The organism is Janibacter terrae NBRC 107853 (genome assembly GCF_001591405.1).
Taxonomy (GTDB): Bacteria; Actinomycetota; Actinomycetes; order Actinomycetales; family Dermatophilaceae; genus Janibacter; species Janibacter terrae.
The window spans coordinates 33,870-45,625 of sequence record NZ_BCUV01000003.1 but is presented as its reverse complement, the minus strand read 5'-3'; the positions used below and the strand labels follow the sequence as shown (position 1 = coordinate 45,625).

Sequence of the window (11,756 nt, the reverse complement as noted above, 5' to 3'; positions counted from 1 at the left end):
GCTGGACCCCATGTTCGCCCAGCCCGGAGACAGCTTCTACGAGCAGGTCGGGGGGCACGAGACCTTCGTGCGCCTCGTGCACGCCTTCTACCAGGGGGTGGCCGGGGACGAGACGCTCCGCGCCCTCTACCCCGAGGAGGACCTCGGTCCGGCGGAGGTGCGGCTGCGGATGTTCCTCGAGCAGTACTTCGGCGGCCCGGGCACCTACAGCCAGGAGCGCGGCCACCCGCGCCTGCGGATGCGTCACGTCGGCTACGCGGTGACGCCGGACCAGCGCGAGCGGTGGATGCGCCACATGATGGCGGCCATGGACACTCTCGACCTGCCCGAGGCCCACGACGCCGCGATGCGTGACTACTTCGTGCGTGCGGCGGACATGCTCGTCAACGCCGACGACGACGGGAACCGCCTGTGAACGACCCCTCCACGAAGGCCGGGGGCACCCCCTTCGCCCTGCACGAGATCCACGCCGCCGACCCCGCGGGCTCCCCGTGGTGGCGCGACGCCGTGATCTACCAGATCTACCCGCGGTCCTGGGCCGACGGCGACGGGGACGGCGTCGGCGACCTGCCCGGCATCGCCTCGCGCCTGGAGCACCTGCGCGACCTCGGCGTCGACGCGGTGTGGCTCTCCCCCTTCTACCGCTCCCCGCAGCGCGACGCCGGCTACGACGTCGCCGACCACCGGGACGTCGACCCGCTCTTCGGCACCCTCGACGACGCGGACGCCATGATCGCGCGCGCCCACGAGCTCGGGCTGCGCGTCGTCGTCGACCTCGTGCCCAACCACACCTCCAGCGACCACGCGTGGTTCCGGGAGGCGCTGGCCGCCGGCCCGGGCAGCCCCGAGCGCGCACGCTACGTCTTCCGTGACGGGCTCGGCGAGGACGGGTCGCTCCCGCCGACGAACTGGCTGGCCAACTTCGGCGGTGGGGCCTGGACGCGGGTGCTCGAGGCCGACGGCACGCCCGGCCAGTGGTACCTGCACCTCTTCGACCCGAGCCAACCGGACCTGGACTGGACCAACCCGCAGGTGCGCGCCGACTTCGAGACGACGCTGCGCTTCTGGCTCGACCGCGGCGTCGACGGGTTCCGCGTCGACGTCGCCCACGGGCTCGTCAAGGACCCGACCTTCCCGCCCTTCGGCAAGCACCCGGGCGGGCTCATGGAGGTCACCCACGAGGCGCCGTACTGGGACCAGGACGGCGTCCACGAGATCTACCGCTCCTGGCGCGCGCTCCTCGACTCCTACGGCGCACCCGAGCGGATCCTGTGCGCCGAGGCGTGGGTCGCGCCCGCCGACAGGCTGGCGCGGTACGTGCGCCCCGACGAGATGCACCAGGCCTTCAACTTCGACTTCCTCGAGACGCAGTGGCATGCGGGGGCGCTGCGTGACGCGGTGCGGCGCTCGCTCGCGGCCAACGACTCGGTCGGCGCGCCGTCGACGTGGGTCCTCAGCAACCACGACGTGCTGCGGCACGCGAGCCGGTTCGGCCTGGCGGTCGGGCAGCCGCGACCCAACGGCATCGGCGCGGCCGACCCGCAACCCGACGCCGAGCTGGGCGTGCGCCGCGCCCGGGCCGCGACGGCCCTCATGCTCGCGCTGCCCGGGGGCGCCTACGTCTACCAGGGCGAGGAGCTCGGCCTGCCGGAGCACACGAGCCTGCCCGACGAGGTCCGCCAGGACCCGGCCTTCGCCCGCACGGGCGGCGTCGAGCTCGGACGGGACGGCTGCCGCGTCCCGATGCCGTGGACGAGGGGGGCCCCGGCCCTCGGGTTCAACGACACCGGCGCGTCGTGGCTGCCCCAGCCCGCCTCGTACTCCGAGCTCGCCGTGGACGCCCAGACCGGGGTCGCCGGGTCCACCCTCGAGCTCTACCGCACCCTGCTGGCGCTGCGCCGCGACCGCCGCCTCGGGCTCGGCGGGCTGGCCGAGGTCGAGGGCCTGCCCGAGGACGTCCTCGGTTACGTCTCGACCGCGCCCGACGGGACCCGTACGCTCGTGCTCGTGAACCTCTCGGGTGCGCCCGTGGACCTGCCCGACGGCGCGGAGGTGCTGGTCTCCTCCGCCGACCTGGGCGACACCCGGGTGCCGGGTGACGTCACGGTGTGGGCCTCCCTTCGCTGAGATGGCCACGATCCTGCTGATGCACTCGGCGCTCGGGCTGCGCCCGGGGGTCCACGCCTTCGCCGACCTGCTGCGCGAGCGGGGTCACGAGGTCGAGGTGCCGGACTACTACGAGGGTCATGTCTTCGACGGCGAGCGCGAGGGCATCGCGCACCGCGACGCCCACCCCGAGTACTTCGAGACGGTGCGCGAGCTCGTCGCGTCCCTGCCGCCCGAGACGGTGCTCGCCGGGTTCTCGCTCGGTGCGTGGTACGCGCAGCGGCTGGCCGCGCGACGACCGCTGGCCCGCGCGGCGGTGCTGCTCCACTCCGTCGCCGCCCCGCGGCACGCGTGGTCGGGCGTGCCCGTCCAGGTGCACCGGTACGCCGACGACCCGTGGATCGCGCCGACCGACGTGACCGCCCTCGGCGCGGCGGTCGAGGTGAGTGGGGCCCCCTTCGAGGACCACGTGGCGCCCGGCCGCGGCCACCTCTACACCGACCCGGACCTGCCGGGGTACGACGCGGCGCTCACCGCGGCGACGGTCGAGAGGATCCACGGCTTCATCCGCTGAACGCCGGGTGACGGCGCTAGCGTGGTCGGCGTGAGACCCGCCTCGGACTTCGCCTACTTCGGCGATGCGCCACCCATCGCCCTCGCCCACCGCGGCGGGTCGACCTACGGCCCCAACGTCGGTCGGGAGAACACGGTCGCCGCCTTCCGTCACGCCGTCGACATCGGGTACCGCTACCTCGAGACCGACGTGCACGCGACGTCCGACGGCCAGCTCGTGGCCTTCCACGACGACGTGCTCGACCGGGTGACCGATGCGCAGGGCGCCATCGCGCAGCTGCCGTGGTCGGAGGTCTCGACGGCGCGCATCCACGGCAACGACGCCGTCCCGACGATGGACGAGCTCTTCGAGACCTTCCCGGGCACCCGGTTCAACATCGACATCAAGTCGCGCGAGGCGATCGAGCCCCTCGTCGAGGTGATCCGCCGGCACGACGCGATCGAGCGGGTGTGCATCGGCTCCTTCAGCGACGAGCGGCTGCGGGCGGTGCGCCGGGCGCTCGGCCCGGACCTCGCGACGTCGGCCGGGCCCCGTGACGTGGCCGCCACCCGGCTCCTCCCCCGCGTGCTGCGGCGCCTGCTGCGCTCGCCCTCCCAGGCCCTGCAGATCCCGCTCAGCCAGCGGGTCGGGCCGGTGCCCGTCGCCCTGGCCACCCGACGGCTCGTCGCCGCTGCCCACTCCCTCGGCAAGCACGTGCACGTGTGGACCATCGACGACGCCGACGAGATGCACCGCCTGCTCGACCTCGGCGTCGACGGCATCGTCACCGACCGGATCGACACCCTGCGGGACGTGCTCGCGGAGCGGGGCCACCCCCTGCTGTGAGGTCCCGTCAGTCGACGAGCCCCGTCTCGCGGGCCAGCAGGGCGAGCTGCAGCCGGTCGGCGGCCCCGGTCCTGGACAGGACGGACGAGACCTGGTTGCGCACCGTCTTGTCCGCCAACGACATCCGCCGCGCGATCTCGGCGTTGGAGCGGCCGGCGGCGACGAGCCGGACGAGCTGCAGCTCCCGCGGGGACAACCGGGCGAAGGGGGCGGGCACTCCCCCCTTCGTCCCCTCGCCGAGCAGCTCGCCGCTCCCGACGTCCGGCCCCAGGACGAGTCCGCCGTCGGCCACGGTCCGCAGGGCGCCGAGGAGGACGTCGGGCGCGGTCTCCTTGAGCACGTAGCCGGACGCACCGGCACCCAGTGCGGCGCGGGCGCTGTCCCCCGAGGAGGTCATCGTCAGGACGAGGACCCGCACGTCGGGCAGGAGCGCACGCAGGCGTCGCGTCAGGTCGATGCCGTCGCCGTCGGGGAGGCCGAGGTCGACGACGGCGAGGCTGGGAGCGTGCTGGCCGGCGACGTCGAGCGCCGAGACGACGCTCTCGGCCTCGACCGTGCGCGCCACCCAGGGCAGCCCGGCGAGGAGCGCGGTCAAGCCGTTGCGGACGACCGGGTGGTCGTCGACGACGAGCACGACGTGCCCCGCCGTCGTCCCCTCGCCCGGACTGGTCATGGAGGCAGCCTAGGACCCGGGAGCTCTACCCAGCAGCGGGATTCGGGGCCATACTGACCAGACCGGGGGGACCATTCTTCGTCCACCCCATCGCTTCCCAGCCGGAGACGATCACGATGGCCGTTCACGCGCTTGCCCCGGATTCGCTGGTCCTCGCGATCTCCACCGACGACAGCTGGCTGTACGTCGGCACGGTGACCGAGGTCATCGACCACGGGGGGAGGCACCGCACGACCGGTCACGCGCTCGGCGACGCGCCCCGCGACGACCCTCGGGCCCTCGACTTCTACGACGCAGCCGGCCACCAGCTCCAGCCGCTCCTCGACGAGACGCTCGAGGTCCACGGGTTCGCCACCGCCGACGGACAGGCCTCGCCCGTGGAGGTGCGGCACCGCATCGACCGGGTCCTCGCGTCGGCCAGCGCCCACCTGGCCGCGCACCCCCCGAGCAGCAGCACCCACTACCCGGTCGGCACCGTCGTCCCCGAGGTCGGCGGCGAGCTGCCAGAGGTCCTGGCCCAGCTGCACCGGCTGGAGCACCCGCCCGCCAACGCTCACAGCCGGGGGTGGTTCCACAACCTCCTGCACGCGATGGGATGACGCCCGGGGCCGGCACGGTGACCGTCCGCCGGCGCGCCGGTGAGGCTGCGCTCGGCGGGACCGTGGCGGCCGTCCTCGTCCTGCTCGCTCTCGCGGGGCTGCTCACCTCGGACGGGGCCGACACACCGTCGTCGGTGGCCACGCTCACCCTGGCGGCCGGCTTCCTCCCCCTCGGCATCTTCGTCCTCGGTGCCCGGCCCGGCCACCTCGTCGGCCGGGTCGTCCTGGCCATCGGCCTCGTCGCACTCGCCGCCGTCGCGGCTGCGGGGTGGGCCCACCACGTGGTCGCGGCCTGGGCCACCCAGTGGCTGTGGTGGCCACCTCTGGCGCTCATCCCGCTCGCCCTCCTGGCCTTCCCCGGAGGACACCTCCCCACCGGGTCGCGACGGTGGGTGGCGTGGCTGCTGGTGCTCACCACGGCCGTGAGCACGACGACGCTCGCGACGGCCGCCCTCGGCGCCCCTCGCACGCTCCTCACCTCGGCCCAGGCCGCCCCCGTGGCGGCCCGCCCCTGGGTGGTCGCCACCGTCGCCGGCGCCGTGGTCGTCATCCTGCTGACGGTGCTCGTCGTCATCGACATGGTCGCTCGCGCCCGGGCCGACGACGCCGAAGGGTCCGTGCGCAGCCAGATCCTGTGCCTGCTACCTGCCGGGCTGCTGCTCGTCGCTGGCACCGCCCTCGACGCCGGCGGCATGAGCTACTCGCTCGTGCCGGCTGCCCTGGCACTGCCCCTCGGCATGGGTCTGGCGATCCTGCGGTACGGGGTCGACGACCTCGACCTCGTGGTCAACCGCACCCTCGTCTGGCTGGTCATGAGCGGTGCGGTCCTCGTGGCCTTCGCGCTCACGATCGCGGTGACGAGCAGCACCGTCCTGGGTGAGCGGCCCTTCCTCGCCTCCGCGATCGGCACCGGCATCATCGCCGCCGGGTTCGACCCGTTGCGACGCGTGGTGCAGCGGGCTCTGGACCGCTTGCTCTTCGGCGACCGCGACCGACCGCACCAGGTCGTGGGCAACCTGGGCCGGCGGATGCACCAGGCCAGCGACCCGGGAGGCATGCTCACGGAGTTCGTCGAGACCCTGACCGACGCGCTGCGCGTCCCGTACGCGCGCATCCTCGTCACGACCCGCGGTGCCGAGCCGCTCGTCGTGGCGGAGTCCGGCCGTCCGCAGCCCGGGACGCAGGCCTTCCCGCTGGTCGCCCACGGTGACCACGTCGGCACGCTCGAGGTCGCGCCCCGCCGCGCGGGCGGGGCCTTCACCCCGGCCGAGGAGGCCCTGCTGACGCAGGTCGCCACCCAGGCCGCCATCGCTGCCGAGGCGCACCGTCTGACGCTGCAGCTCCAGCGGGCCCGGACCGTCCTCGTGCGCGCCAGGGAAGAGGAGCGGCTGCGGCTGCGTCACGACCTGCACGACGGTCTCGGGCCCGCGCTCGCGGGGACCCGCATGCAGCTGACGGCCGCCCGGGGACGACTCGCGGGCAGCGCCGCACCGGAGGACCCTGCCGTCGGCCTGCTGCTCGCGAACGCCCTCGAGGTCCTCGCCGACTGCACGGCAGAGGTGCGTCGCGTCGTCGACGGCCTGCGACCGCCCGCGCTCGACCGGGGCCTGGGGACGGCCCTCGCGCAACGCGTCGACGTCCTGCTCCCGGATCACCGCACGACGGTGCAGGTCCCCACGGACCTGCCGGACCTGCCACCGGCCGTCGAGGTGGCCGCGTACCGGATCGCCACCGAGGCGATGACCAACGTCGTCCGGCACGCCCACGCCCGCAGCTGCCGCGTGGACGTGTGCGCGCAGGACGACTGGTTGCACGTCACCGTGACCGACGACGGGGTCGGCGGCGTGCGTCCCAGGGACGGTGGGGTCGGGCTCCAGTCGATGGCCAACCGGGCCGAGGAGCTCGGAGGTACCTGCCGAGTGCTCGACGCGGACCCGGGGACGCGGGTCGAGGTGCGGATCCCACTCGCACCGAGCTGACCCCCTTCGCGCGTCCCGGGACATCGTCCCGTCGGCGGCAGGCGCCTGTCCCTTACCGGCGGGACGCCCGCGGACCCACTCTCGTCATGCAGGCCCCGCCACCCAGAGGGCCACGACGAAGGAGATCACGATGACCACCACGACCCGCACCTCGACCACCCCCCGCCTCGGCACGCGCATGGTCGCCGCTCTCGGCACCGCCGCCAGCGTCGTCGCGCTCGGCGCCGCCACCGCCGCCCCGGTCTCGGCCCGACCGGCCGGGACCAGCTCCGCCGGCTCGTCCGCGTCCACGACGAGCGACTGGTGCAACCGCGACCTCGGGGCCGGCAGCGTGTCCTTCAGCAAGCGCAGCTGGCCGCTCACCGGAGGGCTGCACATGGACACCTACAACGGCACGGTGAGCCGCAGCCAGGGCCTGGTGTCGGGCACGACCCACCTCTACAACAGCTACTGGGGCATGGGGTACACCGGCTCGACGATGGTCGTGCTCCGCAACTCCTGCGGCGAGGTCATCGGGGTCACCCCGCCCGCGCGCTGGGGGGTCGACGCCAAGACGTGGTTCTGGAACGGCAACGAGCGCTACGAGTACCACGGGCAGCCCATCAGCAGCACGATCACCAGCAGGGTCGCGTCGGCCGAGGTGATCCACAACCGGGTCACCGGCACGGACTACAAGGCGCGGTACAACACCATCCGCGACCTCGCGTGCCAGGTCTTCGAACCGGCCTGCATCCTCCCCCGCCTCTGACGACCAGGACCAGGCCGCCCGAGGGCGCGTGACAGGTCACGTCGTGCAGCAAGATCGCGATCTTGCTGCACGACGTGACCTGCTGCGCGTGTCGAGGCCGGTCGTGCGGCTCGACCCTGATCAGACCCGGCTGCGCAGCGCCGCGAGGACCTGCTCGACGGCCGTGGGGCGCCCGGCGACGCTCCACACGTGGCCGCGCACCTCGACCTGCTCCGCGCGGCCGCCCGCCGCGGTGACGAGGGCGGCACCGGGCAGCCAGTCCCACTCCGGCACCGACTGCTGGGCCCACACGCCGATGCGGCCCGCGGCGACGGCGGCGAGGTCGCACGAGCCGGAGCCGAACATCCGCACCGTCGCCGCGCCAGCGATGGCCGCCAGCCACGGCTCGCGCAGGTCGTCGACGTGCAGGACGGCAGGGTGCAGGTATGTCGCCATGGCCACCTCGGCGAGCGGCAGGTCCGCGAGCGCCCCCACGGCCGTGCCGTTGAGCGAGGTCGGCAGGTCGCGCCCGCCGAGCCAGGCCTCGTCGACCGCGGGCTGGTGCACGGCGCCCAGGACCAGCCCGTCGGTGTCGCGCAGGGCCAGCGCGCTGCACCACGTCCCGAGCCCGGCGAGGAAGTTGTACGTCCCGTCGACCGGGTCGACGACCCAGGTGCGGCCGGACCGCGACTCGGCCTCGGCGCCCTCCTCGCCGAGGATGCCGTCGTCGGGCCGCAGGCGACGCAGGGCGCCCTCCACGAGCTCCTCGGCCGCGTGGTCGGCGGCCGTCACCACGTCGGAGATCGAGGTCTTGGCCTGCCCCACGAGCCCGTCGGCGCGCATGCGGGCGGCCAGCTCCGCGGCCCGTCGGGTCAGCGCGGCGGCGAGGGCCGCGTCCTCGATGTCGGCGGGCAGGTCGGCGAGGTGGTCGTCCACGCGCCCCACACTATGGCCGTCCTCAGCGGGCGATGACGAAGCCCCGGTCGGTCGCCACCCGGGTCCACGGCCCGGCCGCGTGCACCTGCGCGACGGCACCGGCGGTGGGCCGCAGGAAGCCGAGCGCGTGCAGCCCGAAGGCCGTCCCCGCCGGCACCGGCGGCGTCGTCCGGGTGGGCCGTCCCCACACCCGGGCGCGCAGGTCGGCAACGGCCGCGGCGCCCGAGCCGTCGGGAGCCCCCTCGGCGACCTCGGCGACCCCCTCGCGGGCATGGGCGAGCAGCAGCTCGTCCGGCACGCGCCCGACGGGCTCCCAGCCGGAGCGCGGCGGGCTGATCGCGGCCCACGTGGGCGCGGAGGTCATCGGCGGGTCGGGCACCTCGGTGCCGCCGCGCGCGAGCCGGTCGGTCACGGCCGCGATCGGCACGGTGAGGTCGCGCTCGACCGGCTCGGCCAGGGCGAAGGTCCGCAGGCCCAGCACGAGCCCACCGTTGCCCAGGCCGCGGCCGGGCAGCACGCAGGTCCAGGCCGCGAGGACCGGACCGACCGCCTGGAGGCGCACGTCGCCCCCTTCGTCGACCCGCTTGGCCCGGTTGAGGTAGGTCGTGAGGTCGGCCGCGGACTCCTCGTCGGCGAGGCGAAGGGGGGTCATCGCCGGCGGCGCATCGCGACGGGCTCGCCGAGCAGCGAGCCGAGAGCGGCCCGCTCGTCCGCGGTCAGCCGTCGAGGGCCCTGCGCGGCGAGGTCGAAGGCGACGAGCGTGGACTCTGCCCGGGCGTACAGCATGTCGCGGTCGCGGATCTCGTAGCCCATGTCCCAGGTGGCGCCGCCGACCTGGGTCACCCACATCTCGATGGCGATCGGCTCGGTCCGGTAGACCATCTGCTCGAGGTACTCGATCTCCTGCCGCGCGAGGAGCACGCCGGAGCGCAGCATCGTGTCGCCGCCGCTGGAGTGGAACCACTCGCCGAAGGCCCTGATGCGTGCCTCCTCGAGGAGCCGGTGGTACTGCACGTTGTTGACGTGGCCGAAGGCGTCCATGTCGCCCCAGCGCAGGACCACCTCCGCCGTGAACCTGGGGTGGGCAGGGCTCTGGCTGGTCATGTCCACAGTCTCCCACCGGCTCGGTCGCCCGTCCCCAGGGTGTCCGCAGCCCACGGCGACGTCGGTGGGCTCGCCTACGGTGGACGTCATGAGCACCTCCCCCACCACGACCCTGGCCGACGACGCGACCACGGTCCTGCGCCGGCTCGTCGGACGCGACGACGTCACCTTCCGCGACGGCCAGCTCGAGGCGATCGAGGCGCTGGTCGGCGGCGGTCGTCGCGTCCTCGTCGTGCAGCGCACCGGCTGGGGCAAGTCGGCCGTGTACTTCGTCGCCTCGCGGCTGCAGCGGGCGAAGGGAGCCGGACCCGCCCTCATCGTCTCCCCCCTCCTCGCTCTCATGCGTGACCAGATCGCGGCGGCCGAGCGCGCCGGGGTGCGTGCCGTGTCGATGAACTCCGCCAACGCCCAGGAGTGGGACGAGGTGCGAGACCGCCTCGCGCGCGACGAGGTCGACGTGCTCCTCGTGAGCCCGGAGCGGCTCAACAACCCGCGCTTCCGCGCGGAGCAGCTGCCCGACCTCACCCGACGGTGCGGTCTGCTCGTCGTCGACGAGGCGCACTGCGTGAGCGACTGGGGGCACGACTTCCGGCCCGACTACCGCCGGATCAAGGACCTGCTCGGGGAGCTCCCGCAGGGCACGCCGGTGCTCGCGACGACGGCGACGGCCAACGAGCGGGTCGTGCACGACGTCGAGGAGCAGCTCGCGGCGGGGACGCAGGACGAGGTGCTCACCGTGCGCGGACAGCTCGCGCGCGACAGCCTGCGGCTGGCGGTGCTGCCCCGCGCCGGGATGGACCAGCACCTCGCGTGGCTCGCCACCCACCTCGGGCAGCTCGAGGGCAGCGGCATCGTCTACACGCTGACCGTGAGCGCCGCCGAGGACGTGGCCGCCGCCCTGCAGGCGGCCGGGCACACGGTGGCCGCGTACACCGGGCGCTCCGACGCCGAGGAGCGCGCGTCGATGGAGGAGGCCCTGCGGCGCAACGAGGTCAAGGCGCTGGTGGCGACGAGCGCGCTCGGCATGGGCTTCGACAAGCCGGACCTGGGCTTCGTCGTCCACCTCGGGGCCCCGTCCTCGCCGGTGGCGTACTACCAGCAGGTCGGTCGCGCCGGTCGCGCCACCGAGCGGGCGGACGTCGTCCTCCTGCCCGGGCACGACGACGTGTCGATCTGGAAGCACTTCGCCTCGGCGTCCATGCCGCGCGAGGACCAGGCCGCGGCGGTGCTCACGGCCCTGGCCGAGGCAGGGCGCGCGCTGTCGACCGCGGCCCTGGAGACCATCGTCGACATCCGGCGCACCCGGCTGGAGCTGCTGCTCAAGGTGCTCGACGTCGACGGCGCCGTCCAGCGCGTGAGCGGCGGCTGGATCGGCACCGGCCAGCCGTGGGTCTACGACGCCGAGCGCTACGAGCGCGTCGCCGCTGCCCGCCAGGCGGAGCAGCAGCACATGCTCGACTACATCGCGACGGACGGGTGCCGCATGGCCTTCCTCCAGCGCACCCTGGACGACCCGAGCGCGCAGGACTGCGGCCGCTGCGACCGCTGCGCGGGAGCGTGGATCGACGCGGACGTCGCGGCCGAGGCCCTCGGGTCCGCCCGCTCGACCCTGGACCGCGCCGGTGTCGACCTCGACCCGCGCGCGCAGTGGCCCACCGGCATGGACCGGCTCGGCGTGCCGGTCAGGGGCAAGATCCCGCCGACCGAGGGGATGTCACCCGGCCGCGCCCTGGCCCGCGTCACCGACCTCGGCTGGGGACCGCGGGTGCGCGAGCTCCTGGCGCAGGACCAGCCGGTGCCCGACCAGGTGGTCCGCGCCGTCGTCCGCGTCCTCGCCGAGTGGGGCTGGCAGACCCGGCCCGCCGGCATCGTCGTGGTCCCGTCCCGCAGCCGGCCCACCCTCGTCACCTCCCTCGCCGAGCAGCTCGGCCAGATCGGCCGTCTGCCTGTCCTCGGGACGCTCGACCTCGTCGACGGCGGACCGGTCGGCGACCCCGGCGGCAACTCCGCCTACCGGCTCTCGGGCGTGTGGGAGCGGCTCGCGGTCGGCCCGGAGCTCGCCGCCGCCCTGCCCGGCCTCAGCGGGCCGGTGCTGCTCGTCGACGACATCGCCCACTCGCGGTGGACCCTCACCGTCGCCGCGCGCGCCCTGCGGCGTGCCGGGGCGCAGGAGGTCCTCCCCTTCGTCCTCGGCCTGGACGGCTGACGACACGTTCCCCGCGTCGTCGCCTAG

Annotated in this window: 12 protein-coding genes; 8 read left to right on the top strand and 4 right to left on the bottom strand. The window is 74.5% G+C overall.

The features are described 5' to 3' along the window. The first annotated feature begins 10 nt into the window (after positions 1-10). The 4 genes from JT1_RS02675 to JT1_RS02660 are packed head-to-tail and all read left to right on the top strand — an operon-like array spanning position 11 to position 3,505. Complete coding sequence (locus JT1_RS02675) at positions 11-415, top strand: globin (RefSeq protein WP_068322668.1); 405 nt, start codon at positions 11-13, stop codon at positions 413-415. Further along, complete coding sequence (locus tag JT1_RS02670) at positions 412-2,127, top strand: glycoside hydrolase family 13 protein (RefSeq protein WP_082807426.1); 1,716 nt, start codon at positions 412-414, stop codon at positions 2,125-2,127. The genes JT1_RS02675 and JT1_RS02670 overlap by 4 nt, the downstream gene beginning before the upstream one ends. A 1-nt stretch (position 2,128) precedes the next feature. Then, the gene (locus JT1_RS02665) at positions 2,129-2,680 is read left to right on the top strand and encodes a dienelactone hydrolase family protein (RefSeq protein ID WP_068322665.1); all 552 of its coding nucleotides are present in this window, start codon (positions 2,129-2,131) and stop codon (positions 2,678-2,680) included. Positions 2,681-2,710: 30 nt separating this feature from the next. After that, the gene (locus JT1_RS02660) at positions 2,711-3,505 is read left to right on the top strand and encodes a glycerophosphodiester phosphodiesterase family protein (protein ID WP_068323416.1); all 795 of its coding nucleotides are present in this window, start codon (positions 2,711-2,713) and stop codon (positions 3,503-3,505) included. A 7-nt stretch (positions 3,506-3,512) separates the two neighbouring features. On the opposite strand, the gene JT1_RS02655 is transcribed toward JT1_RS02660, so the two are convergent. Then, positions 3,513-4,178: a response regulator transcription factor gene (locus tag JT1_RS02655; protein WP_068322662.1), complete on the bottom strand. Its 666-nt coding sequence runs from the start codon at positions 4,176-4,178 to the stop codon at positions 3,513-3,515. A gap of 116 nt (positions 4,179-4,294) precedes the next feature. On the opposite strand from JT1_RS02655, the gene JT1_RS02650 reads away from it, so the two are divergent. The 3 genes from JT1_RS02650 (at position 4,295) to JT1_RS02640 (ending at position 7,504) form a co-directional block, all read left to right on the top strand. Beyond that, positions 4,295-4,777 (top strand): hypothetical protein, encoded by a 483-nt coding sequence (locus JT1_RS02650; protein WP_068322657.1) that lies wholly within the window; start codon positions 4,295-4,297, stop codon positions 4,775-4,777. Beyond that, entirely contained in the window at positions 4,774-6,756 is a 1,983-nt protein-coding gene (locus tag JT1_RS02645; protein ID WP_068322654.1) for a sensor histidine kinase, read from the top strand. Before JT1_RS02650 ends, JT1_RS02645 begins: the two co-directional genes overlap by 4 nt. Before the next feature lie 130 nt (positions 6,757-6,886). Beyond that, positions 6,887-7,504, top strand: coding sequence for a hypothetical protein (locus tag JT1_RS02640; protein WP_068322652.1), 618 nt, complete (start codon positions 6,887-6,889; stop codon positions 7,502-7,504). A 120-nt stretch (positions 7,505-7,624) separates the two neighbouring features. Here JT1_RS02640 and JT1_RS02635 read toward each other — a convergent pair whose 3' ends face one another. The 3 genes from JT1_RS02635 to JT1_RS02625 are packed head-to-tail and all read right to left on the bottom strand — an operon-like array spanning position 7,625 to position 9,523. Next, entirely contained in the window at positions 7,625-8,419 is a 795-nt protein-coding gene (locus tag JT1_RS02635) for an inositol monophosphatase family protein (RefSeq protein ID WP_068322648.1), read from the bottom strand. 22 nt (positions 8,420-8,441) lie between these two features. Continuing rightward, positions 8,442-9,071, bottom strand: a complete 630-nt coding sequence (locus JT1_RS02630) for a DUF8185 domain-containing protein (protein ID WP_068322645.1) — start codon at positions 9,069-9,071, stop codon at positions 8,442-8,444. Continuing rightward, positions 9,068-9,523, bottom strand: coding sequence for an acyl-CoA thioesterase (locus tag JT1_RS02625; RefSeq protein WP_068323414.1), 456 nt, complete (start codon positions 9,521-9,523; stop codon positions 9,068-9,070). The genes JT1_RS02630 and JT1_RS02625 overlap by 4 nt, the downstream gene beginning before the upstream one ends. Positions 9,524-9,611: 88 nt before the next feature. Between JT1_RS02625 and JT1_RS02620 the strand changes: the two genes are divergently transcribed. Further along, on the top strand, positions 9,612-11,729 hold the full coding sequence (locus tag JT1_RS02620) for a RecQ family ATP-dependent DNA helicase (RefSeq protein ID WP_068322642.1): 2,118 nt from the start codon (positions 9,612-9,614) through the stop codon (positions 11,727-11,729). Positions 11,730-11,756: the final 27 nt, after the last annotated feature.

Coding starts and splice junctions, on each gene's coding strand:
- JT1_RS02675 (WP_068322668.1), top strand. CDS start 11: ATGTTCGCCCAGCCCGGAGACAGCTTCTACGAGCAGGTCGGGGGGCAC.
- JT1_RS02665 (WP_068322665.1), top strand. CDS start 2,129: ATGGCCACGATCCTGCTGATGCACTCGGCGCTCGGGCTGCGCCCGGGG.
- JT1_RS02655 (WP_068322662.1), bottom strand. CDS start 4,178: ATGACCAGTCCGGGCGAGGGGACGACGGCGGGGCACGTCGTGCTCGTC.
- JT1_RS02650 (WP_068322657.1), top strand. CDS start 4,295: ATGGCCGTTCACGCGCTTGCCCCGGATTCGCTGGTCCTCGCGATCTCC.
- JT1_RS02645 (WP_068322654.1), top strand. CDS start 4,774: ATGACGCCCGGGGCCGGCACGGTGACCGTCCGCCGGCGCGCCGGTGAG.
- JT1_RS02640 (WP_068322652.1), top strand. CDS start 6,887: ATGACCACCACGACCCGCACCTCGACCACCCCCCGCCTCGGCACGCGC.
- JT1_RS02630 (WP_068322645.1), bottom strand. CDS start 9,071: ATGACCCCCCTTCGCCTCGCCGACGAGGAGTCCGCGGCCGACCTCACG.
- JT1_RS02625 (WP_068323414.1), bottom strand. CDS start 9,523: ATGACCAGCCAGAGCCCTGCCCACCCCAGGTTCACGGCGGAGGTGGTC.
- JT1_RS02620 (WP_068322642.1), top strand. CDS start 9,612: ATGAGCACCTCCCCCACCACGACCCTGGCCGACGACGCGACCACGGTC.